This is a genomic window from Nitratireductor alexandrii, assembly GCF_004000215.1.
GTDB lineage: Bacteria > Pseudomonadota > Alphaproteobacteria > Rhizobiales > Rhizobiaceae > Mangrovimarina > Mangrovimarina alexandrii.
This window is the reverse complement of record NZ_RBVY01000004.1, coordinates 265006-288051: the sequence shown is the minus strand read 5'-3', so window position 1 is coordinate 288051 and position 23046 is coordinate 265006. Positions and strand designations below refer to the sequence as shown.

The window sequence follows — 23046 nt, the reverse complement described above, 5'->3', positions numbered from 1 at the left end:
GCTCCAGAGCCGGACTGCTTTTCACGGAACCTCGGATCGGCTTCTTTGTCCCAACGCGTTTGCGAACGGCGAACCGGCCGCCGCTTGGCCCGGAACGGGCCTAAGCCGAGGCCTGTTCGGCGGCCGCCTTTTTCTTGCCGGCGCGCCCGAAGGCCCAGGCGAGCGCCACCGCGATCACGATCAGCACCAGCGAGAGCAATGGCCGGTACCAGAACCAGGCGATCGCGATCGTCGCGAAGCCGATCAGCACGGCGAGCACGAACGCCACTGCCGAGGTGCCCATGCGCACCAGATTGCCGAGAAAGGGAATCACGTCCGCGATCACGCCGAGCGGGCGCATGATCAGGGAAAAGCCGACCATCAGCAGGACCAGGCCGCCGATCCGCAGCACCCAGGTCAGGACCGTGTTGCCGGTGACGGCGTCGGCGAACATTTGCTCCGGAGCGACCGTGCCGGTTTCGACCATCAACAGCCGGTCGCCGGCCTGGGTCTGGTATGGCGAAAAGCCCGATCCGCTCTGGCGCGCGACGAGACTGACGGCGCCGAGCGGCACCAGCCGATAACCGACGCGGTAGTCGCCGATTTGCGGTGCGGCGGGGTCTTCGCCCAGATAGAGGCGGCCATCGGCGATCGACAGCGGCTCGCTGCCGGTGAAGGCGCGCGTGATCGAGGGCATCAGGCCGGGCGTGATCGGCACGTCCTGGCCGCCACCGATGCGGCCCAAGACCTGGGCGTCGAGATCGAAGGCGCCGAGCTTGGCGGCGGCAATCTGAAAATCCTCGCTGCGATAGCGCATGGCTGGGTTCTGGTGGCCCTCGGGCTTCTTGAAGCCGCCCGAATCGATGGCTTGCGCTGACCAGCCGCGCTCGTACGTGTAGGTGGTGACGGTCTCTTCGCCGCCGCCGAGTTCCTTTTTCGTCTCCGAACTGGCGTTCTGCCGCCATTGATACATCTCGACGCTGCGTTCGAGGCGGATGCCGGCTCCGCTGATGCCGAAGGCGAGATCGGCCGGTTCCTCCTCGGCCGTCACGCGGCCGGTGACGTGAACCAGCCTGCCCTCGTTGGCCGGCGAAACCGTGCCGGCCTCGACCGATAGGACGATACCGGCGCCCTCGGCCAGCGAACGGGCGGTCTGGACCGCCCTGCCCTCGTTCCAGAACAGGCCGACGATCATGGCGAGGATCAACAGCAGGCCGAAGACGACACCGCCGATCGAATTGCCGATACGCCCGAACCACGAGGTTCGCGTCACTTCCCGATAGCTGTCGCTCACGGCTTCATTCCCCCACACCGCGATTTCTCGCCCCACACCATTGTGCCGCGAATGCCGCGCCGGGGCAAACCGGACGATGTCGGATGAAGCCGCGTCCGGACCGGGCTAGACCAGCCGGCTTTGCTCCACCGCGGCGCCGATGAAGGAGGCAAACAGCGGATGCGGCTCCAGCGGGCGCGACTTGAGCTCGGGATGGTACTGCACGCCGATGAACCAGGGATGGTCGGGATATTCGACCGTTTCGGGCAAGACGCCGTCCGGGGACATGCCCGAGAACACGAGCCCGTGCGCCTCCAGCCGTTCGCGATAGTCGATATTGACCTCGTAGCGATGGCGGTGGCGCTCGGAAATCTCGGTGTCGCCGTAGATCCCGGCGATCCGGGTTCCGGCCGAAAGCGTGGCTTTATAGGCGCCCAGCCGCATCGTGCCGCCGAGGTCGCCGGCCGACTGGCGCTTTTCGAGCAGATTGCCCTTCAGCCATTCGGTCATCAGCCCGACCACCGGTTCGCTGGTCGGACCGAATTCGCTCGACGATGCCTCGTCGATGCCGGCGAGCGAGCGCGCGGCCTCGATGCAAGCCATCTGCATGCCGAAGCAAATGCCGAAATAGGGGACCTTGCGCTCGCGGGCGAATTTCGCCGCAAGGATCTTGCCTTCCGCGCCGCGTTCGCCGAAGCCGCCCGGCACCAGGATGCCGTGAACCTTCTCCAGGAACGGCGCGGGATCTTCGCGCTCGAAGACCTCGCTCTCGATCCAGTCGAGCTTGACGCGCACCTTGTTGGCCATGCCGCCATGCGACAAGGCCTCGGTCAGCGACTTGTAGGCGTCCTTCAGGCCGGTATATTTGCCCACGATCGCGATCGTGACCTCGCCCTCGGGATTGTGGATCAGTTCCGACACGTCCTGCCACGGCTTCATGCGCGGTTTCGGCGCCGGGTCGATGCCGAACGCGGCCAGAACCTCGCTGTCGAGTCCTTCGTGGTGATAGGCCATCGGCACGTCGTAAATATGCTTGACGTCGAGCGCCTGGATCACGGCGGTTTCGCGCACGTTGCAAAACAGCGACAGCTTGCGGCGCTCTTCCTTCGGGATCTGGCGGTCGGCGCGCACCAGCAGGATATCGGGCGCAATGCCGATCGAGCGCAGCTCCTTGACCGAGTGCTGGGTCGGTTTGGTCTTCAGCTCGCCGGCGGCCGGAATCCACGGCATCAGCGTCAGGTGAATATAGATCGCCCCGCCGCGCGGAAGGTCGTTGCCGAGCTGGCGGATCGCCTCCAGAAACGGCATCGCCTCGATATCGCCGACCGTGCCGCCGATCTCGCAAATGACGAAATCGTAGTCGTCATTTCCCTCCAGCACGAAATTCTTGATCTCGTCGGTGACGTGCGGGATCACCTGCACAGTCGCGCCGAGATAGTCGCCGCGCCGTTCCTTCTCGATGATGTTCTTGTAGATGCGGCCGGTGGTGATGTTGTCCTGCTGGTTGGCCGAGCGCCCGGTGAAGCGTTCGTAGTGGCCCAGATCGAGATCGGTCTCCGCCCCGTCATCGGTCACGAACACCTCGCCGTGCTGGTAAGGCGACATCGTGCCGGGATCGACGTTCAGATAGGGATCGAGCTTGCGGATGCGCACGCGGTAACCGCGTGCCTGCAGAAGGGCTCCCAGAGCCGCCGCGGCGATGCCTTTTCCGAGGGAAGAAACCACGCCGCCAGTGATGAATACATATCGCGCCATGGGAGTCAGGGCTTAACGTTCGGATTGCGATTCCGCCAGCGGAAAAAGCGCCTTGTCCCGATTTTCCTCAGCCCGTTCGCGCCAAAAGGCCCCGCTGCGGCGGAGCCTTTTGGGAAATTCCAATCAAGTCTCTGATTCTAAAGAACGACGACCTGTGCACCGATCCCGACCCGGCGGTACAGATCCATCACATGGTCGTTGATCATGCGGAAACAGCCGTTTGAGGAATTGGTGCCCACGGTCTGCGGCTGGTTGGTGCCGTGGATACGCACATGGGTATCCTTCTTGCCGTCATAGAGATAAAGCGCGCGCGCGCCGAGCGGGTTGTTGGGGCCGCCGGGCATGCCGTCCTTGTATTGGCCGTATTTCTTGGGCTCGCGTTTCTGCATGGCCTGGGTGGGGATCCAGCGCGGCCATTCCTGTTTGTCGCCGATCGTGGCCCTGCCCTTGAATTCCAGTCCCTCGCGCCCGACCGCGATCGCATAGCGGCGCGCGGTGCTGCCCGATTCGACCAGATAGAGATAGCGTTTCGACGTATCGATGACGATTGTGCCGCGTTTGTAACCAGAATATGCGACGATTTGCGGCTCGAAATCGGATTTTACCTTGAATTTGCGGCCGTTCTGCTGCTTTTCCAGCACCGCGTCGAGGGCCCGGGTCTGCGGCAACAGGCTGCTGTCGTCACCGAACAGCGAACCGAACAGCTTGCCCTTGCCGTCGCCGTGACTGCGCAATTCGCCGTTGTTGCCGGTCTTCGCCACTTCCGAGGCCGAGGCGGTCCGGGCGTCGTTCCTGTCGGCCTTGCGCTGCTTGGCGACGAGATTTTTTTGGCTGGTCGACGCCGCGCGCTGGCGCGGCTTGGCCGGTTGCACCGGCTTTTCCAGCTTCTCCCACTGTTCCGGACGGAAATTGGATTCCGCACTGGCGCTGCCGACAACGGCAAGACCCAGCAACGCGCCGCATGCTGCCACAAGAAAACGTTTCGCGATCATGATTCGACCCCGTTGGCGATCCGTACCGATCATCGCGCGGCTCCGCGACATGCGGATCGCCCGATGTTTCGATCATAACGCCAAGCCGGGTGGACGCTCAAGCGCGCGCCTGTCGAACACCGAGCGGGGTTTTCAACGGGATTTCACGACTGGGACCGGCGGGCGTCGTGCGGCTTGGCGCGCGTCGCCCGCTATCACGGCGTCTCTCGGGCCTATTCGGCGTCGGGGACCGCCGGTGCGGCGGGTTGGGCCGTGCCGGCATCGGCCGGCGGGGCGGGCGCGTCATCGCCGCCGAGCTGGTCGAGGACGCCGGCGCCGCTGCCGTTGCCGCCATCCTGCTCGCCCGACTGTGGCGGCAGGCGGTCGAGAATGTCGATCGGCTGTTCTGTGTAACGGGCCAGCACGGTCAGTGCCAGGGACGTCGCGAAGAAGGCGGCCGCCAGGATGCCGGTCGCCCTGGTCAGCGCATTCGCCGCCCCGCGCGCGGTCATGAAGCCGGAGCCGCCGCCGATTCCCAGACCGCCGCCCTCCGAGCGCTGCATGAGGACGAGCCCCACCAGCGCGAGCACGACCATCAGGTGAATGACGATAAGGACGGTTTCCATGAATCAGTTCCGCAGGTTTTGAGCCAGGTCGCCCCGGGGACGCGGCTCCTTACACGCCTTTTGCGGCCATTCCAAGCCTTTCGGGCCTAATGGCTCTGTCTGCCATATGGACCCTGGCGCCGCGGCGTTCAACGATCGGCCCCGCAGAATGCCGGCCGGGCGTTCAAAACGATTGATAGGCTTCCGCGATCGCCAGGAAGTCGGAGGCCTTGAGGCTTGCTCCGCCGACCAGCGCCCCGTCGACATTGTCGATCGACAGCAGTTCGGCCGCGTTGGCCGGCTTGACCGAGCCGCCGTAAAGAAGGCGCATGCGCGCGGCGTCCGCGCCGATATGGTCGGCAAGCTGGCGACGAATATGGGCGTGGGCCTCGGCGATGTCGGCAACGGATGGCGTCAGCCCGGTGCCGATCGCCCAGACCGGCTCGTAGGCCACGACCGTGTTCGACGGCTTGGCGCCCTCCGGCACCGAATTGACGATCTGCCGCGACAAGACGTCGAGGGTCTGGCCCGCCTCGCGCTCGGCTCGGGTTTCGCCGATGCACACGATCGCGACCAGGCCGGCGAGCCAGGCGGCTTCGGTTTTGTCGGCGACTTGCGAATCGGTTTCGCCATGGTCGGTGCGGCGCTCGGAATGGCCGACAATGACATGCGAGGCGCCGGCGTCCTTGAGCATTTCGGCGGCGATGTCGCCGGTGTGGGCGCCGCTCGCCTTGGCGTGGCAGTCCTGGCCGCCGACAGTCACCGGCGTGCGCGACACGATTTCGTGAGCGCGCGACAGCAGGGTCGCCGGCACGCAGACCAGGGCCTCAACGTCGGCGTCCAGCCCGTGCAGGAACCCGTTGCCGATCGCCCGCAATTCGCCGAGCGCGGCGCCGCTGCCGTGCATCTTCCAATTGCCTGCCACGAGCGGGCGGATTCCATCGGTCATGGGCGCTTATCCTTCACACGTCACCAAACGAGCGGTTTCCCTAGCAAATTGCGGCCATAAAGCAATCGACACTGGTGGCGAAGGGCGTTATTTGCTTCGCCTCAGGAAGGCGCCGCCTCGGCGGTGCGACGAATTCTGGAAAAGTCATGCTCGATTCTCTGCGAAAAGCCGCCGGCACCTGGATTGCGAAGCTCCTGCTTCTGCTGCTCGTTCTGAGTTTCGCGGTCTGGGGCATTTCCGGCCAGATCGCCGGCGGACCGTCCTCCACGGTGGTCACCGCCGGCGAGACCACCGTGTCGGCGCTCGACTACCGGCTTGCCTACGACCGACAGCTTTCCGTGCTGTCGCAGCGTTTCGGCTCGCGCATCACGCGCGAACAGGCGATCGCGCTCGGTGTCGACGCCCAGGTGCTGGCCCAGCTCGTGGCGGGTGCGGTGCTCGACGAACAGGCGCGCGAGATGGGGCTCGGCCTCTCCCAGGACCGGCTGGCGCTGCTGACGGCCGAGGATCCGGCTTTTCGCGGTCCCGACGGGACTTTTGACCGACGCCAGTTCGAATTCGTGCTGCAGCAGATCGGCATGCGGCCGGAGGATTATATCCGCAATCGCGAGCAGGTCGCCATCCGCCAGCAGATCGTGGAGGCGGTTTCCGACGGCATGAGCGTGCCCGACACGTTCTTGAAGGCGGTGGCGCTCTATCAGGGCGAGGATCGCACCGTCGACATGATCGTGCTGCCCCCTGCCCTGGTCGAGCCGATCGAGGATCCGTCCGACGACGTGCTGGCGGCCTGGTTCGAGGACAACAAGATCCGCTACGAGGCGCCGGAATACCGCAAGCTCACCTATGTGAAGCTGGAGCCGGAAGACATCGCCGACCCGCGCGCGATCGCCGACGACCAGGTGCGCCAAGACTACGAGACCAACATCGCCTCCTACACCACGCCGGAACGGCGCACCATCGAGCAGGTAGTGTTCGCCAATACCGAGGCCGCGCAGATCGCGCTCGACCGGATTCGCGGCGGCGCCACCTTCGAGGAGACGGTGGCGGCGGAAGGCAAATCGATGCTCGACGTGCAGCTCGGAACGCTGGAAAAGTCGCGTGTCGCCGATCCGGCGGTCGCGGAGGCGGCTTTCGGACTTGCCGAAAACGAAATCAGCGGCATCGTCGAAGGCGCGTTCGGGCCGGTGATCCTGCGAGTGACCGAGATCGAGGAGGAAAAGGTCCAGCCCTTCGAGGAGGTCGCCGACAAGATCCGCATGGAACTGGCGCTCGCCGAAGCCGGAGACGTTTTGTTCGACGTTCACGACGGCTACGAGGATGCGCGCGCTTCGGGTGCGACCATGGCCGAAGCGGCCGAAAAGCTTGGCCTGAAAATGGTGACGGTCGAGGCCGTCGACCGTACGGGCCGGACGCCGGACGGTACGGTTGTCAACGATCTGCCGCAGTCGCGCGACATGCTGCGCGAGGCGTTCGAGACCGAGGCCGGCGTGGAGAACCCGCCGCTTTCGCTGGGGGCGAGCGGGTTCGTGTTCTACGAGGTCGACACGATCACGCCGCGCCGCGAGCGTTCTCTGGACGAGGTGCGCGACGAGGTGGTGGCCGACTGGCGCGCGGCCGAACGCGACGACCGGCTCTCCACCCGGGCCAAGGAACTGGAAAAGCGCGTCGCGGACGGTGCCTCTCTCGACGAGATCGCCGGCGAGCTTGCGCTGGAAAAGCAGACCAAGCGCGGGTTGCGTCGCGGCGCCGAAGACGCCGATTTCGGCGCTGCAGGTGTCGCCGCGGTCTACGGCGTCGCCCCCGGCGGGGTCGGGACGGTCGCCGCGCCGACCGGCGATGCGCAGATCCTTTTCAAGGTTGTGGAAGTCTTCGAGCCGGCCGGCGCCAGCGCCGAATCGGTGCCGCCGGAAAACCGCGAGAACTTCCGCACCGGCCTTGCCGACGACCTGCTCGACCAGTTGGTGACCAAGCTGCGCGACGAGTACGGGGTCACGGTCAACCAGGCCGCGATCCAGCAGGCTCTAAGTTTTTGAGCGCCGGCGATGAGTGACTTCAAGACCTATATCGCCAAGGTCGCCGGCGGGGCGGCCCTGACCTTCGAGGAAGCGCGCGCGGCTTTCGACATCGTCATGTCGGGCGACGCCACGCCGGCCCAGATGGGCGGTTTCTTGATGGCGATGAGGGTGCGTGGGGAAACCGTTCCGGAAATTTCCGGTGCGGTCGCCACGATGCGTGCAAAAATGCTTCCCGTTTCGGCGCCGGATGATGCGATCGACATCGTCGGCACAGGCGGCGACGCCTCCGGCTCCTATAACATCTCCACATGCGCGGCGCTGGTGGTGGCTGCGGCCGGGGTGCCGGTCGCCAAGCATGGCAATCGCGCGCTGTCTTCGCGTTCGGGCGCGGCCGACACGCTGGCCGCGCTCGGCATCGATATCGATATCGGGGCGGCCGAGATCGCTGCCTGTATTCGCGAGGCCGGCATTGGTTTCATGTTCGCGCCGAAACACCATGCCGCGATGAAGCATGTCGGCCCGGCGCGGGTGGAGCTGGGCACGCGCACGATCTTCAATCTGTTGGGACCGCTGTCCAACCCGGCCGGGGTAAAGCGCCAGATGGTCGGCGTGTTTTCGCCGCAATGGGTCGAGCCGGTGGCCGAGGTGCTCAAGGCGCTCGGCTCGCAGGCGGCCTGGGTGGTGCATGGCAACGGGCTCGACGAAATCACCACGGCCGGCGAGACCAAGGTTGCCGCGCTCAAGGACGGGGCGATCTCGACCTTCACTGTCGCGCCGGAAGATGTCGGACTGGCGCGGGTCGATTTCAAGCAGCTGAAGGGCGGCGACGCCGAGCACAACGCCATGGCGTTGCGTCTGGTGCTCGACGGCGAAAAGACGGCCTATCGCGACATCGTGCTTATCAACGCGGCCGCCGCGCTGGTCGTGGCCGGCATCGCCGATACGCTGCGTGACGGTGTGGCGCGCGCAGCCGAGGCGATCGACAGCGGCAAGGCGCGGCAGACATTGGAGCGGCTTGTGGCGGTCTCGAACCGCGCGGCCGGCTGACGGCGATGGTCGACATTCTCAAAAAGATCGAGGCCTATAAGCGCGAGGAGATCGCCCGCGCCAAGGCAGCCTTGCCGCCGGCGGAGATCGTCGCCAGGGCGCGCGATGCCGAACCGCCGCGCGGTTTTGTCGCCGCGCTGGGGCGCAAGCACGCCGAGGGCGGTTTCGCGCTGATCGCCGAGATCAAGAAGGCAAGTCCCTCGCGCGGTCTGATCCGGCCGGATTTCGACCCGCCGGCGCTGGCGCGCGCCTATGAAAAGGGCGGCGCGGCCTGCCTGTCGGTGCTCACCGACACCCCCTCCTTCCAGGGCGCGCCGGCATTTCTCACGCAAGCGCGCGCGGCGACCGGCCTGCCCGCCCTGCGCAAGGATTTTCTGTTCGAACCCTACCAGGTGCACGAGGCGCGCGCCTGGGGCGCCGATGCGATCCTGATCATCATGGCCAGTGTCAGCGACGACGAGGCGGCTGCGCTGGAGGAAACCGCGTTGTTGCACGGCATGGACGTGCTGGTGGAGGTGCACGACGAGGCGGAGACCGAGCGCGCTCTGAAACTCGCCTCGCCGCTGATCGGCATCAACAATCGCGACCTGAGAAGTTTTTCCGTCAGTCTCGAGACCTCGGAGCGGCTGGCCGGGCTGGTGCCGGACGACCGCATGCTCGTCGGCGAGAGCGGTATTTTTTCCCATGCCGACTGCATGCGTCTCGCCGCCTGCGGCATCCGCACCTTCCTGGTCGGGGAAAGCCTGATGCGCCAGGACGACGTGGCGGCGGCGACGCGGGCGCTGTTGACCGGCGCGCCGCAGCCAGGGCCTGCTCCGGCGACGGGAGACGCGGCGCTATGAGCGCGCCCGGTCCCCTCACCCATATCGGTGCCTCGGGCGAGGCGCATATGGTCGATGTCGGCGACAAGGCCGAGACCGAGCGGCTGGCGGTCGCCGAAGGCCGGGTCGCCATGCAGGCCTCGACGCTGGCCACGATCCGAGCCGGCGATGCCAAGAAGGGCGACGTGCTCGGCACGGCGCGGATCGCCGGCATCATGGCGGCCAAGCGCGCGCATGAGCTGATCCCGCTCTGCCATGCGCTGCTTCTGTCCAAGGTGACGGTCGAGATCGAGCCCGACGAAGGGCTGCCGGGTCTCGTCGTGCGCGCGACGGCCAAACTCACCGGCCGCACCGGTGTGGAGATGGAGGCGCTGACGGCGGTGTCGGTCGCCTGCCTGACAATCTACGACATGGCCAAGGCGATCGATCGCGGCATGACCATCACCGGCATCCGCCTCATCGAGAAGACCGGCGGCAAGTCTGGCGCCTGGCGCGCCGGCGGCGAAGGCTGAGCCATGGCTCTGATGCCGGTCGATGACGCGCTGGCCCGGCTGCTTGCCGGAGCCGGGCGGCTCGAGGCCGAAACGTTGCCGATCGCCGACTGCGCCGGTCGCGTGCTTGCCGCGCCGCTCGCTGCGCTGCGCACCCAGCCGCCCTTCGACGCTTCGGCCATGGACGGCTACGCGGTTCGTGCCGCCGACGTCGCGAACCCGCCGGCACGCCTGCGGGTGATCGGCCAGGCACCGGCGGGCGAGCCGTTCGCGGGCACGCTCGGCCCCGGCGAGGCGGTGCGCATCTTCACCGGCGGCGTGGTGCCCGACGGCGCCGACACCGTTCTGATCCAGGAAAACACCCGCCCCGCCGCCGACGGCGAGGTGGAAGCGGTCGAGCCGGTGGCGCCGGGCAAGAACATTCGTCGCAAGGGGCTCGATTTCGAGGCCGGCGCGCCTTTGCTGGACGACGGACGGCTGCTCGACGCGGCGGCGCTGTCGCTGGCCGCCTCGGCCAACCATGCAAGGCTTGCCGTGGTCAAGCGGCCGCTGGTGGCGATCCTGGCCACGGGCGACGAATTGCTGCCGCCCGGCAGCACGGTCGGGCCGGGTCAGATCATCGCCTCCAACCTCTACGGCGTGGCCGCGCTGGCGCGCACCGGCGGCGCCGACGTGCTCGATCTGGGCATTGCGCCCGACCGCGAGGCGGCGATCGCCCAGGCGCTGGAACGGGCGCTCCGGGCCGGTGCCGACATCGTCGTCACCATCGGCGGCGCTTCGGTCGGCGATCACGACCTGGTGCAGAAATCGCTGCTCGCGCACGGGGCGAAGATCGATTTCTGGAAAATCGCCATGCGGCCCGGCAAGCCGCTTATGGCCGGCCAGCTTGGCGGCCGGCACGTGCTCGGCCTGCCGGGCAATCCGGTGGCGAGCCTGATCTGTTCGCTGGTCTTCCTGGTGCCGCTGATATCGAGCCTCGCCGGCAGGCCGGTCGAAAATCTCTACCGCGACGGCGTACTCGGGTCGGCATTGCCCAAAAACGACCTGCGCCAGGATTTCCTGCGCGCCGACATCCGCAAGGACGGCGACAGGCTGATAGCCAGCGCGGCGTCGGTTCAGGATTCGTCGATGCTCAGGGTGCTGGCGGCGGCCGGCGCGCTGATCGTGCGCGAACCGTTCGCGCCGGCCGCCGCCGCCGGCGATCCGTGCCGGCTGCTGATGCTGCGCTGAGGCGTGGCTGCCTATCCGGTCTGGCGCAGATGTTTTTTATAGGCGAGCGAGTTCATGTCGCGCACGTCGATGCTGATGCTGTCGACATCGGCAAACCGCGCCGACAGCTTGTCGCGCAGCAGCACGGCAAGCGCCTCCTTTTGCGCGTCGGTGCGTCCTTCCAGCAGCGACACGGTGACGTGGATGAAACTCTCTATCCCGCCGGCGAAGCGGAAGCGTCGATAGGAGAGCGCCCTCGCCTTGATGTCGTTCGGGTTCATCACGCCCGATTGCGCGCCGGCCTCGTGGCACAGCTCGATCGCCCGGTCGATCGCGTCGTCGCGATCGAGATCGGCCGAATGTTCGATGACGAAATGCGGCATGGTCGGGCGGTCCTTTTGCGATAGCGAGCGTCAGAACAGCGAAAAATACTCGCGCTGCTCCCACTCCGACACGGTCATCAGATAGCGGTCCCACTCGGCCCGTTTGATGTGGGCGAGATAGTCGACGAAATCAGCGCCGATGGCATCGCGGTAGAAACCGGCCTTTTCGAACGCCTCGATCGCCGCAATCAGGCTTTTGGGCAGCGCGGTCGCGGTGTTGTCGTAGGGTTTTTCGACCGCCGGCGGCGCCACGAGCTTGCGCTCGATGCCGTCGAGCCCGCCGAGGATCTGCGAGGCGAAGTAGAAATAGGGATTGGCGGCCGGCTCGGCGATGCGGTTTTCCACCCGGCTCGCCCGGTCTCCCGGCGCCATCAGCGCGCGGATCATCGCGCCCTTGTTGTCGCGACCCCACTGGATGCGGTCGGGCGCGAGCTGATAGGCTTGGTAGCGCTTGTAGCCATTGACCGTCGGCGTGGTCAAAAGGCAGCTCTCGGCCGCATGGTCGAGCAGGCCGGCGATCCAGCCGTCGGCGGCCGTCGACAGGCTGCCGTCGGGGTTCGGCACGAACAGATTTTTGCCCGAGCCGGTATCGACCACGGACTGATGCAGGTGCCAGCCGCTGGCCATGCCGTTGTCGACCTTGGGCCGGCACATGAAGGTTGCGTGCAGTCCCTGGCGCGCGCAGACCTGCTTGACCGTCGAGCGGAACAGCATCATGGCGTCGGCGTGATCCATCGGACCGGCGGGCTCGAAAGTGAACTCGCACTGGCTGGGACCGAACTCGGCCTCCATCGAGCGCACCGGCAGGCCGAGCGCCTGGCAGGCGCGGCGCAACTCGTCCATCACGGTCTCGAGCGCGTCGTAGCGCGCCTCGGTCAGATATTGGTAGCCGTGCGACAGCAGGCTGGTCTCCGGCGGCGTCGCCGGCATGCCGCCGTCGCCGTGGTTGAGCCGCGGCTGGTCGATCTTGAAGACATAGAACTCGACCTCCAGCCCGCACACCATCGCCATGCCGGCTTTGGCGAGCCGGTCGACGGCGTTGCGCAATATCGTGCGCGAGCCGAACGGGAAGGCGGTGCCGTCCTTGAAATAGACGTCGCACAGGATCCAGCCCGAATGCGGCGACCAGGGCAGGACGCGGAAGGTCGCCGGATCGGGAACCAGCATCACGTCGCCCGCCCCCGTCAGCGCGCCGACGCCGTGGCCGGCCTCTTCCTCCCACACCGAAAACACGGTGCGGTGGGAGGTGTCCTTCAGCAATAGGGTCGAGGTGATCGCCATGCCCTCGCGGAACGCCGATTTCAGCGCCGAGGCCACCACGGTCTTGCCGCGCAGCACGCCGTGCTGGTCGGCAAAGACCAAGCGCACGGTTTCCAGCCCGCGCGCCTCCAGCGAGCCGAGGATCTCGTTTGCCCGGCGCAGCGCGTCGTCGCCGAGAAGGCCATGCCGGCCGGTGAAACCGCCGCCCAGACCGGCGGCATCAGATGTCGACATGCGTTTTCCCCCTCGACAAGGCGTCGCGACCGCGCCGGGCCTTTCGGCTCACAGAGCCGCGTTCCAGGAACAGCCGGCGCGCCGGGCACTGTCGCTGCGGGTCCAGCTCTCCTCCCAGCCCTCGGTCTGGGCGATCGCGTCGATCGAGATCGGCCCGCGAATGGCCTCGGTGCCTGCCGGATCGCCGCGCATCGGCAGCGCCTCGATCTGGCCGTTCTTGACGTTGTCGATCGCGGCGCGCAGCATGCGCCGGTATTTCATGATGCCGACATCGGTGCGGCCGAGATGTTCCTCGGTGCGGTCCTGGATACGCCCCATCGATTCCACCGCCCACTGGTCGTGCACGTTGATGTCGAGCCCCATGCCCGTATAGGTCACGTCGCGCTGCTCGTCGGGATTGTAGCCGTAATTGTTGGTCCGGTTCTTCTTCGGCGCATAGTCGGGCAGACGGTGCTCCTTGAGGCGCTGTTCGCGCATCAGCGTCTTGTCGACGGGTCGACCGAAACTGGTGAACATCGAATACCAGTAGCAGGTCTCGTCGTCGACCGGCACGTGCCACTGGGTAATCGTCATCTCGTTCGACATGGGAATGCAGATCGCCTCGGGGAAGATCTGGTTGGTCACGCGCACATGGGTGCGCCCGTCCTCCATGTGGCGCAGCGAGATCAGCCGCATGCCGTAATCGGTTTCCTCGACCTTGATGTCGGGGCGCGGATATTCGCGCAGCAGCCGGGTCATGGGAATGTCGGTCTCGCCGGCCTTGTCGCGGAACTGCTTGCCGTAGGAATCGGCCGGATCCTCGTCCTGCAGGAACCGGTGCAGGAAGGAGGCGTGGGCGGGATCGATGCCGACTTCCATGGCCTGCAGCCAATTGCACTCCCAAAGCCCCTTGAAGGCGAAGACGTGGGTGTCCGGCGCGGCGAAACAGTCCAGCGCCGGGAACGGCGGCGGATCGCCGGGCCCCATATAGGCGAACACGATGCCGTTCTTTTCCACCACCGGGTAGGAGCGGATGCGGATATTCTTGTGCATCTGGCTGCCCTCGGGCTCGCCGGGCTGTTCGATGCACTGGCCCGAACGGTCGAAGTTCCAGCCGTGGAAGGCGCAGCGCAGGCCGCCGTCCTCGAGCCGGCCGTAAAGCATGTCGGCGCCGCGATGCGGGCAGTGGCGGTCGATCAGGCCGAGCTTGCCCTCGAGGTCGCGGAACAGGACGAGATCCTCGCCCAGAAGCCGCACCGGTACCACCGGGCGCGCTGTCATCAACTCGTCGGAAAGCGCGGCCGGCTGCCAATAAAGCCGCAGCACGGAGCCCGCGCCGGTCCCTCGTCCGACCCGGGTCAAGAGATCGTTTTGTTCCTGACTCATCATGGCGCAGTCTCCTCCTGGGAATTGTCGATCCGATTAAGCGTCGGTGCGCGCGACCGCCTTGGCAAGGGCGGTCGTGGTGTCGCGCGCCTGGTCGACGGCAAGCGGCGTGCCGGCCGCGATCAGTTTGCGGGCGGCCATGTGGTCGGCGGCCCGGTTGACCGAATGCGCGGCGATGAGCCTGTCGCCGTCGAGCTCCAGCAGCGTGAAGGCGCCGTCACCGGGATTGCCGCGCATCAGCCGCGTCGTACCCGGACGGCTCAGCCCGGCCATCTGGACCTTGAGGTCGTACTGATCGGTCCAGAACCAGGGCACGGGCGCGGCCGGTGCCGCCGCGCCGCAGATGCCGGCCGCCACCATCCTGGCCTGATCGACGGCGTTCTGGACCGATTCCAGCCGCAACCGCGCGCCGGCGTGCGGATTGTGCGCCGCCGCCACGTCGCCGATGGCGTAGATATGGGGATCGCTGGTGCGGCCCTCGTCGTCGACATGCAGGCCGCCGGCATCGATCTTGAGCCCGGCCTGACGGGCCAGGTCGACATTCGCCTCGCCGCCGACGCCGACCACGATCAGGTCGGCGTCGACGCGCTCGCCGTCGGCAAGCATGACCGCCTGCGCCCTGCCCCGCGCGCCCTTGAAGGCGGCGACCGCGGCGCCGAAGCGAAAGGCGACGCCCTTGTCGCGATGATAGTCGCGCAGGAAATCCGAAAGGACGGGCGGCAGGGCGCGGGCGAGGAGCCGGTCCTGCGCCTCGATGACGGTGGTTTTCTTGCCGGCCTTGGCGGCTGTGGATGCGATTTCGAGACCGATGAAACCGCCGCCGACGATCGCCAGCGAACCGGCTTGTTCGAGCGCGGGGCGGATACGGCGCGCGTCGTCGAGCGAGCGCAGGGTGACGATGCCGTCGAGTTCCGCCCCGTCCACGCCGAGCCGGCGTGCGCGCGACCCCGTCGCCAGGATCAGCGTATCGTATCCGTAACGCGCATTGCCGGTCTCGATCTCGCGTTTGGTCGCGTCGAGCCGCAGCGCGGGCTCGCCGCGGTGCAGATCGATGTCGGAGTCCCGGTAAAAGGCTTCGCCGCGCAGCAGGATCTGGTCCTCGGTCTTTTCGCCGGCCAGGAACGCCTTGGACAGCGGCGGGCGGTGATAGGGCAGCGCGTCCTCGGCCGAAAACAGACGGATCGCACCGTCCCAGCCGCCCTGGCGCAACGCGGCCGCCGCCTGCACGCCGCCATGCGAGGCGCCGACAATGATCGCTGTTTTGCTCAAACCTGCGCCTCCGGGAGGATGAAGACGGCGCCATCGAGTTCGCGGCTGAGCTTGATCTGGCACGACAGGCGGCTTGCCGGCCGCCGTTCGGCCGCCGCCATGTCGAGCATGTCGTCCTCGTCGAGCTGTTGTTCGGGCAGGCTGTCGGGCGCGACGAGGTCGCAATAGACGTGGCAGGTCGCGCACACGCACGCGCCGCCGCATTCGGCCTCGATGCCGCCGACATTGTTCATGATCGCCGCTTCCATCACGCTGGTTCCGGCCGGCGCCGAAACCTCGATCCTGCGATCGCCGTCGACCGATTGAAAAACGATCTTTACCTTTTCGTCCATGCGGCCAATGTCCAGCTTGAGCCCGGCACCCTGTCCGAGCATGCCGTCTGGCGGTCGGATCGGGCGAGGAAGATGTGGATAGTTCGATTAACGAACATTTCGTCTTTTATCGATCACATATTTGTAAGAGTATCGGATCGGGCTGTCAAGCAAGCCGGCAGTCCAAGCCTGCCGCCTCACGGGGTGTTTTTCGCGATCTGTGGCGCGACACCAAGATGCGGAATTCCAACCTGAAAGGTATCCTGCAATGAATTCAAATTCTTCGCTTAATTTCCTTCTGCCCAAGACGATCAGCGCGCCGTTCGCCGCCTACAGCCATGGCGTCGAGGTCGCGGCCGGCAGCCGTTTGATCTTCTGTTCGGGACAGTTGGGAATCGGACCGGACGGGCAGGTTCCGGCCGACACGCAGGCCCAGGCCGAATTGTGTTTTGCCAATATCGGCGCGATTCTGGCCGAGGGCGGCATGGAGCTTTCCGACATCATCCGCATCAATGCCTACGTGACCGGCCGCGAGCACATGAAACCCTATATGGCGGTCCGCGACCGGCTGTTTTCCAATCCCGCCCCGGCCTCGACGCTGATGATCGTTTCGGGTTTCACGCGCGAGGAATTCACCGTCGAGATCGAGGCCGTGGCCGCGCGCCGGTCATGATGAACGCGTGAAAACGATAATTTGGAGCCGGCCTGCGATTGCACGAAAAGTAGACCGGCTCCAGCGAACCGGCCCTTGGGCCCGCGCCGATGGCAAAAAGCCGGCGCGGGCTTTTTCGGTGCCGGGCGCGACGGCATTCCGCTTCAATATGGCAGGCGGCGCAGACCCGATTCGGTCAGGATTTCGTCGAGCCCGACATCGTGCGGCTCGGTCGGCACGCGGTCTGCCTGCTGGCAGTCGAAAGCGACGCCGATCAGGCGCGGCGACAGGCCGCGCGTCCGCAGGGCCGCGATCGCCCGGTCGTAGAACCCGCCGCCATAACCGATGCGGCCGCCATACCGGTCGAAGGCCGACAGCGGCATCAGGATGATGTCGGGGTCGAGCGTTTCGGCCTGGTTGCCGGGGCCGACCGTGCCGAGCGCCATCTCCACCAGGGGCGCGCCCGGCGTCCAGCGCCGAAACAGGATCGTGTGGGCGTCGACGATCGCTGGCAGGCATAATTGCGCGCCCTGCCCGGCCAGCCGCGCCAACAGGGGGCGGATGTCGAGCTCGGAACGGATCGGATGAAAGCCGGCGACCACGGTCCCCGGATCGAGCGCGATCGCCGGACCGTCGGCGCTGCCCAGCCGGGCGGAGATGTCGGCGCGCCAGCTTGGCGCCAGCGCGTCCCGCCGGGCAAGGCAGGTCTGGCGGATCGTTTTCTTGAGGGCGATGTCGGCGTTGTGGTCTGTCTGCATGGAGAGCCTTCGATGCGTCAGTGAGCCGTTCGCGTGGCTTGTGCCGCCGGCCGGCGCCGTGCGCGCGCGGCTTCCACGACGTTGCGGAACAGGCAGGCGGTGGTGACCGGGCCGACCCCGTCCGGCACGTGCGAGACGAGACCGGCATGGCCGTCGACGGCGGCGAGATCGACGTCGCCGCGCAGACCGTCCGGCGTGGCGGTCACGGCGACGTCAAGCACGGCCGCGCCCGCTTTGAGATGGCCGGCGCCGATCAGCCCCGGTACGCCGGCCGCGCTCACCACCAGATCGGCCTGGCGCGTGTGGGCGGCGAGGTCGCGCGTGGCGACGTGGCACAGCGTGACGGTTGCCTCGGCGTCGAGAAGCAACGTGGCGAGCGGGCGCCCGACGATGCGCGAGGCGCCGACGATCGTCACGTCGAGGCCGCGCAGCGCGCCGAAAATCTCCTGCGCGCACAAAAGGCACGCCATCGCGGTCGCCGGCGGCCGCGCCGGCAGGCCGGCGGCAAGCCGACCGGCGCTGAGGGGATGCAGGCCGTCGACGTCCTTTTCTTGTCCCAGCCGCAGCGCGGACTCGACCGGATCGCAGCCCGGCGGCAGCGGCAAAAGCATCGCCGCGGCGTCGATGTCTGGGTCGGCGGCGATGGCGTCGATCTGTGCGTGAATGGCACTGGGCGTGCCGGCATAGGCGGCGATGCGCATGGCGATGCCGGCCTGCGCGGCGGTGGCCGCCTGCCGGTCGCTGTAGGCGCGCGCGCCGGCATTTTCGCGGTCCGCCAGCACCAGGCAAACGGGCGGTGTCTTCAAGCCGGCGGCCAGCGCCCGGCTTTCCGCGTTCAGGCGCGCGGCGAGGTCGAGGCCCTTGAAAAGGCGTGTGCGGCGATCGGACATATCAGGCCGCCCACGCCGGAGGAGCGCTCCTCATGGCGGCCGCGCTCAGAACGTGGCGCCGATATCGGCGGCGCAGCGCTTGAGCTTGTTGACCAGGTCCGGCTCGATCTCGGCCTCCGTATAGGTGCCGCTCGGAAAGATGATCGACACTGCGCCGATGATGCGGAAATTGGAGCCGAAGACCGGTACGGCCAGCGAACTGACGCCTTCGACATATTCGCTTTCGGCGAACGAGAACCGCCTTTGCTTGACGGCGGTCAAAAGTTCCAGAAACCGGTCGTGATTGGTCTCGGTCTTTTCCGTATAGGCCTTGAACTGCTCGGAAGAGATGATCTCCTCCTTCTTGGCGTCGTCCAGGAAGGCCAGGATCGCCCGGCCGACGGCGGTCGGCAAGAGCGGTGCGCGGCTGCCCACGGTCACCATGTTCAAGGTGAATTTGCTCGGCACGAAAGAATGCGCGACATAGACCGCGTCCTGGTCGTCGAGCATGGCGAAGGAGACCGATTCGCCGATATCGTGCGAGGCTTGCCGCAAGATCGGCTGGATGAGCTGCGAGATGCCCCGGCCCTCGATGAAGCCTTGCGCGAGTCGCAGGATGCGCGGCGTCAGTTCGTAGCGTCCGCGGTCGTAGGAGACGTAGCCGAGCTGTTCGAGCGTGCGCACCAGCCGCCGGGTCACGGCCCGGTTGAGGTTCACCTTCTTGGCGATCTCGGTCATCGACAAGGATCGGTCCTTGCCCTCGAAGGCCAGCACCACCGACAGGCCCTTGGCGAAGGTGAGCGATATTTCCTTGTCGTTCTCGTTCAGCACCGAGCGCCTCTCGACCTGTCCTGCGGCGAATGCGCGGAATTGCGAATCCCAGCCGTCGCCTTATCGGCTTTTTTTGCCCAAAGGCAAACCGGTCCGGAAAGCGTCCACCGCGTGCGGCGGCCATCACGCGCCCTCCGCCGCGCCGTAACCGGCGCCGCCGCAGCTTTCTACGATCAGCCGGTCGCCCTTGTCGAGCGTCACCGCCGAGCGCGACGAGAGCGCTTCCTGCTTTCCGTCGGCGCGCACGATCCGCGCCCGCGCGTGCGCCGGCGCGCTGCCGCCCCGCAAGCCCTCGGGCACGCGGCGGAAGCGCTCGCCGCGCAGCGACACGGCGACCGCGTCTGCCAGTGCCTCGTAGACGCGGCAAATGCCGTCGCCGCCGCGATAGCGGCCGGCGCCGCCCGAGCCCTGGCGGATCTGCGCGCGGACGAGCCGCACGGGGATCATGCCCTCCAGCGCCTCGGCGGGCATGTTCATGGCGTTGCCGACATCGGTCGAGATGCCGGGCGCGCCATCGTCGTGCGGTCCGCCGCCGGCCCCGCCGGCGATGATCTCGGTGACCAGGAAGGGTGTGCCGTCGCCGTTGCGGCCGGAAAAGGCGAGCACGTAGGACATGCCCGAATTGGCCGCCGGCATCCGGTCGGGTGCGGCCTGGGCGACGGCCTGCAGCACGGCTGAGGTGGTGGCGCGCACCACCCCCATGCGCGCGTTGACGGCGGCGGGCGGGCGGGCGTTGATGATGCAGCCCTCCGGCAGGGTCAGGCGGATGGCGCGCAGCACGCCGCCATTGCGCAGCAGCGCCGGACCGGCGAGGCTGAGCAGGGCGTAGAACACGGCCGCCAGCGGCCCGGAGCGCACGCAATTGATCGGCGCGGCCACTTGCGGCGTGGTGCCGGTGAAGTCGACGTCGAAATGCCCGTCGGCGCATGTCAGCCTGGCGTGCACGTCGATCTCCGGCAGGCCCGGCGTCGGGTCGAGACCGTCGAGGCCGAAAAACGGCCCCGGCGGCAGGGCGTCGATCACCGCCCTGATTTGTGCTTCGGCCCGGTCGCGACAGGCGGCCGTTGCGGCCAGAAAACCGTCCGTGCCCAGTTCGCTTGCCAGCGTGCCCAGCGCCTCGGCGGCGCGGTTGGCGGCCGCGATCTGCGCGCCGATATCGCCGAGCACCGTTGCCCGCGCGCGCGAATTGGCCTCGATCAGCCGCCTGATCGCCGGGTCGACGGCGCCGCCCTGCCCCAGCCGCATCGGCGGTAGGCGCAAGCCTTCCTGGAAGATTTCCACCGCGTCGGGCGGAACCGAGCCGGCGCGGATGCCGCCCACGTCCTGATGGTGCAGGATGGTTGCGGCGAGGCCGATCAGCGTCGGGCCGGCGAAAACCGGCATCACCACGGTGATGTCGGGCAAATGGGTGCCGCCGCTATAGGGGTCGTTCATGACATAGAGCTCGCCAGGCCGCATTGTGTCGGCCGGATAGTGCGCCAGGATCGCCTCGACCGAGCCCTGCAGCGCGCCGAGCAGCAGCGGAATAGCATCCGACAGCGCCAGCAATTCGCCGTCGGCGGCCATCAGCGCGGCGGCCGCGTCGTTGCCCTCGCGCACCACCGGCGACACGGCGCAGCGAAACAGCGTGTCCTGCATCGCCTGGGCGATTCCGTCGAGGCGCATCTGCAGGATCGGCAGGCGGGAATCATCCATGGTGCGGGCTCCGCGTCAGGAGAAAATGCGTGTTGCACGCGCGCGCGATGGACCAGCCGTCGCGCACCACCATGTCGCCGCAGGGCGTGGCGACGACGCCGGACCGTGTCTTGCCCGTCTGCGCCGCGCCGCCGCTCAGTGCTGGCAGCGTCGTCGAGGCGGTGTGTTCGAGCCTGGCGCTCAATGAAAACACGTATCCCTCGCCGGGACAGGCGACGCCGTAGCGCGCGCGGTAATGCGTGTCGATCGCGGTGCGGATCGCCGCCACGGTGGGCGGCCGGTTCCCGAGCCGGAGCGAAAAGCCGTGCATGTGCCCGTTTGCGGCGGCGCGGATCGCATAGAGCGCGGCCGGCGCATCTTTCGGCGCGGTCTTATCCTGCGCGGCGAGCGTCTCGGCCAGGGCGCGCGCGGTTCTTGCCAGTGACGCGTCGGACAGGTCTGGCACCGGCGCGGCGATGCGGGTCTCGGCCGACAGCGCCGGCGCGCTCAACAGCAGCCCGAGCGCGCCGGCGGCCGCCGGCGCTGCCGGCACGATCACCGTCGCCATGCCGAGCTTTTCGGCGATGCCGCAGGCCAGGACGCCGCCGAGCCCGCCCATCGCCACCAGCGCGGCCCCGGCGGGATCGACATTGCGGCGCACGGCATGGCGGATGATACGTGCCGCGATCTCGGTTTCGGCCTGGTCGATGACGGTCCTGGCGGCGGCCTGCGGCAGACCGGGGGCGTCGGCGCGCGCGGCGAAGAAATACGCCGCCACCGCGTCGCTGAGGGCGGCCGTGGCGCCCTGCCCGGTCTCGAAACGGCTGTCGCCGCCCATGATCATGCTTTCCATATCCACCATTTTCTGGCGCAGCGGCACGCCGCAAAACGGCGCCTCGTCGACCAGGGCCGGGCCCTGCGCGTCGGTTAGGGCGAAATCGGTGCTGGTGGACCCGATATCGAGCGCGATCGCCGGATTTTTGCCCTCGCCGCGCGCGGTCGCGGCCGCAAGCCGGATCGCCGCTGCCGGACCGTTGCCGAGCAGTGAGGAGACTCGCCGCCGCGCCTGATCCTGGGCCACGAGGGCGCCGCCGGCATCGGCGAAGCGGATCGCGCCGGCAAAGCCGCGTGCCTGAAGACCGTCGGCGAGGCCGGTCATCAGCGCCGTCTCGCCGGGCCGCAGCCAGGCCTCGACGCAGGTCGAGACCATGCGCTCATATTCGCGCGGCTGTGGGTCGATCTCGTGCGACAAAACGATGTCGGCCGCCGGCAGCTCTGCGGCCAGGACGTCGCGGCAGCGGCGTTCGTGACCCGGCGCGACATGGGCAAACAGCAGGCAGACGGCGATGCTGGCGATACCGCACTCGCGAAAATGCGCGGCCGTCCGGGCCAGACCGTCCGGATCGAGCGCCTCGACCTCCCCGCCGTCGGCGGCGATGCGTCCGTCGATCTCCACAATGTCGTCGCGCGCCACCAGGAAGGTCGGCCCGGCGGAGCGGGCGACCGGATCGTAAAGGTCGACGCGGTTCTGGCGCGCGAGCGCCAAAGTGTCGGCGAAACCGCGGGTGACGATCAGGCCGATCCGGGGACCGGTGCGCGCCATCAGCGCGTTGACCGCTCCGGTCGATCCGATCCGTATCTGCGAAAGATCGCGTACGGCGATGTTCCGCCGGGCCAGCACGGCGTCGATCGCCTGCAACAGGGCTGCGGCCGGTTCGTGCGTGCCGATCGGATGTTTTTGGGCATGCAAGGTCCCGTCGACCGACAGCGCGATATCGACGAAGCGCGCCCCGATATCGGCGGTCAGGACGCTCATTGCACCGGCCCCTCGAGATCGATGACGACCGGCTTTGGCAGCGCGAAGAATTCCGTGTCGTTGCCGGTCTTGGTGCGCCACAACAGCGAGGCGAACGGCGTCTGGCGTTCGATGGCGACGATGCCGTGATGCCAGATGCCGGGCTTGTAGATCACCGCCTGGCCCGGGCCGCCGACAAAGGCGCGCGCGTGGGCGTCAGGATGCATCGGCCACACCACCACCAGATAGCGCGCCTCGGCGAGCGGCACGAAAAGCTGGGCAGAATGCGGATGGCGCTCGGCCTGGACCGCGTCGAGCCGCGCGCCGTGCGGGGCCACGTCGTAAAAGTCGAGCGCCAGGTCGACGGCGTCGGCGTCGCGATCCAGGAAATCGGGATTTTGCGACAGCCGCACCGCGCCGTCGCGAATCCTCTTTACCGACCCCAATCCCGGCTGCAGAACCCGACCGAACGGGGCGAATGTTGCGGGAGTCAACAAGACGGGACTGATCAATAGCGGACTCCTGATTGT

Annotated in this window: 22 protein-coding genes; 6 read left to right on the top strand and 16 right to left on the bottom strand. The window is 67.4% G+C overall.

From position 1 onward, the window contains the following. Window positions 1–100: 100 nt before the first annotated feature. The 5 genes from EP380_RS10915 to tpiA form a co-directional block, all read right to left on the bottom strand. The gene (locus EP380_RS10915) at window positions 101–1273 is read right to left on the bottom strand and encodes a TMEM43 family protein (RefSeq protein ID WP_238719825.1); all 1173 of its coding nucleotides are present in this window, start codon (window positions 1271–1273) and stop codon (window positions 101–103) included. A 105-nt stretch (window positions 1274–1378) separates the two neighbouring features. Then, the gene (locus EP380_RS10910) at window positions 1379–3007 is read right to left on the bottom strand and encodes a CTP synthase (protein WP_106569359.1); all 1629 of its coding nucleotides are present in this window, start codon (window positions 3005–3007) and stop codon (window positions 1379–1381) included. A gap of 137 nt (window positions 3008–3144) precedes the next feature. Further along, window positions 3145–3999, bottom strand: a complete 855-nt coding sequence (locus tag EP380_RS10905) for a L,D-transpeptidase (protein WP_338036299.1) — start codon at window positions 3997–3999, stop codon at window positions 3145–3147. A gap of 212 nt (window positions 4000–4211) precedes the next feature. Then, window positions 4212–4604 (bottom strand): preprotein translocase subunit SecG, encoded by a 393-nt coding sequence (gene secG / locus EP380_RS10900; protein WP_106569361.1) that lies wholly within the window; start codon window positions 4602–4604, stop codon window positions 4212–4214. A 163-nt stretch (window positions 4605–4767) separates the two neighbouring features. Beyond that, window positions 4768–5532, bottom strand: coding sequence for a triose-phosphate isomerase (gene tpiA / locus EP380_RS10895; RefSeq protein ID WP_127598579.1), 765 nt, complete (start codon window positions 5530–5532; stop codon window positions 4768–4770). A gap of 146 nt (window positions 5533–5678) precedes the next feature. On the opposite strand from tpiA, the gene EP380_RS10890 reads away from it, so the two are divergent. From EP380_RS10890 to EP380_RS10870, 5 genes are read left to right on the top strand one after another with little or no spacing between them, the layout of a single operon-like run. After that, window positions 5679–7565, top strand: coding sequence for a SurA N-terminal domain-containing protein (locus tag EP380_RS10890; protein ID WP_127598577.1), 1887 nt, complete (start codon window positions 5679–5681; stop codon window positions 7563–7565). Window positions 7566–7574: 9 nt separating this feature from the next. Further along, the gene (trpD, locus tag EP380_RS10885) at window positions 7575–8594 is read left to right on the top strand and encodes an anthranilate phosphoribosyltransferase (RefSeq protein ID WP_127598575.1); all 1020 of its coding nucleotides are present in this window, start codon (window positions 7575–7577) and stop codon (window positions 8592–8594) included. 5 nt (window positions 8595–8599) lie between these two features. Further along, window positions 8600–9436: an indole-3-glycerol phosphate synthase TrpC gene (trpC, locus tag EP380_RS10880; protein WP_106569365.1), complete on the top strand. Its 837-nt coding sequence runs from the start codon at window positions 8600–8602 to the stop codon at window positions 9434–9436. Then, a complete protein-coding gene (gene moaC / locus EP380_RS10875) occupies window positions 9433–9927 on the top strand; it encodes a cyclic pyranopterin monophosphate synthase MoaC (protein ID WP_127598573.1) in 495 nt (164 codons plus the stop codon). The genes trpC and moaC overlap by 4 nt, the downstream gene beginning before the upstream one ends. Window positions 9928–9930: 3 nt before the next feature. Continuing rightward, complete coding sequence (locus EP380_RS10870) at window positions 9931–11136, top strand: molybdopterin molybdotransferase MoeA (RefSeq protein WP_127598571.1); 1206 nt, start codon at window positions 9931–9933, stop codon at window positions 11134–11136. Between the two features lie 11 nt (window positions 11137–11147). On the opposite strand, the gene EP380_RS10865 is transcribed toward EP380_RS10870, so the two are convergent. The 5 genes from EP380_RS10865 to EP380_RS10845 are packed head-to-tail and all read right to left on the bottom strand — an operon-like array spanning window position 11148 to window position 15958. Further along, window positions 11148–11498, bottom strand: coding sequence for a 5-carboxymethyl-2-hydroxymuconate Delta-isomerase (locus EP380_RS10865; protein ID WP_127598569.1), 351 nt, complete (start codon window positions 11496–11498; stop codon window positions 11148–11150). 30 nt (window positions 11499–11528) lie between these two features. Then, window positions 11529–12992 (bottom strand): glutamine synthetase family protein, encoded by a 1464-nt coding sequence (locus EP380_RS10860; RefSeq protein WP_127598567.1) that lies wholly within the window; start codon window positions 12990–12992, stop codon window positions 11529–11531. Between the two features lie 48 nt (window positions 12993–13040). Next, window positions 13041–14360: an aromatic ring-hydroxylating dioxygenase subunit alpha gene (locus tag EP380_RS10855; protein ID WP_106569370.1), complete on the bottom strand. Its 1320-nt coding sequence runs from the start codon at window positions 14358–14360 to the stop codon at window positions 13041–13043. 33 nt (window positions 14361–14393) lie between these two features. After that, a complete protein-coding gene (locus EP380_RS10850; RefSeq protein WP_164749827.1) occupies window positions 14394–15626 on the bottom strand; it encodes an NAD(P)/FAD-dependent oxidoreductase in 1233 nt (410 codons plus the stop codon). Next, window positions 15623–15958 (bottom strand): 2Fe-2S iron-sulfur cluster-binding protein, encoded by a 336-nt coding sequence (locus EP380_RS10845; protein WP_127598563.1) that lies wholly within the window; start codon window positions 15956–15958, stop codon window positions 15623–15625. Before EP380_RS10845 ends, EP380_RS10850 begins: the two co-directional genes overlap by 4 nt. A gap of 247 nt (window positions 15959–16205) precedes the next feature. Between EP380_RS10845 and EP380_RS10840 the strand changes: the two genes are divergently transcribed. Next, window positions 16206–16610 (top strand): RidA family protein, encoded by a 405-nt coding sequence (locus EP380_RS10840; protein ID WP_127598561.1) that lies wholly within the window; start codon window positions 16206–16208, stop codon window positions 16608–16610. A 143-nt stretch (window positions 16611–16753) separates the two neighbouring features. On the opposite strand, the gene EP380_RS10835 is transcribed toward EP380_RS10840, so the two are convergent. From EP380_RS10835 to EP380_RS10810, 6 genes are all read right to left on the bottom strand, one after another. After that, a complete protein-coding gene (locus EP380_RS10835) occupies window positions 16754–17347 on the bottom strand; it encodes a 5-formyltetrahydrofolate cyclo-ligase (RefSeq protein WP_127598559.1) in 594 nt (197 codons plus the stop codon). 17 nt (window positions 17348–17364) lie between these two features. Then, window positions 17365–18237, bottom strand: a complete 873-nt coding sequence (locus EP380_RS10830) for a bifunctional 5,10-methylenetetrahydrofolate dehydrogenase/5,10-methenyltetrahydrofolate cyclohydrolase (protein ID WP_127598557.1) — start codon at window positions 18235–18237, stop codon at window positions 17365–17367. A 45-nt stretch (window positions 18238–18282) separates the two neighbouring features. Then, window positions 18283–19047 (bottom strand): IclR family transcriptional regulator, encoded by a 765-nt coding sequence (locus EP380_RS10825; RefSeq protein ID WP_106569375.1) that lies wholly within the window; start codon window positions 19045–19047, stop codon window positions 18283–18285. A gap of 123 nt (window positions 19048–19170) precedes the next feature. Continuing rightward, window positions 19171–20742 (bottom strand): hydantoinase B/oxoprolinase family protein, encoded by a 1572-nt coding sequence (locus EP380_RS10820; protein ID WP_127598555.1) that lies wholly within the window; start codon window positions 20740–20742, stop codon window positions 19171–19173. Further along, the gene (locus EP380_RS10815) at window positions 20735–22537 is read right to left on the bottom strand and encodes a hydantoinase/oxoprolinase N-terminal domain-containing protein (RefSeq protein ID WP_127598553.1); all 1803 of its coding nucleotides are present in this window, start codon (window positions 22535–22537) and stop codon (window positions 20735–20737) included. The genes EP380_RS10820 and EP380_RS10815 overlap by 8 nt, the downstream gene beginning before the upstream one ends. Next, entirely contained in the window at window positions 22534–23028 is a 495-nt protein-coding gene (locus tag EP380_RS10810) for an ureidoglycolate lyase (protein WP_127598550.1), read from the bottom strand. The genes EP380_RS10815 and EP380_RS10810 overlap by 4 nt, the downstream gene beginning before the upstream one ends. Window positions 23029–23046: the final 18 nt, after the last annotated feature.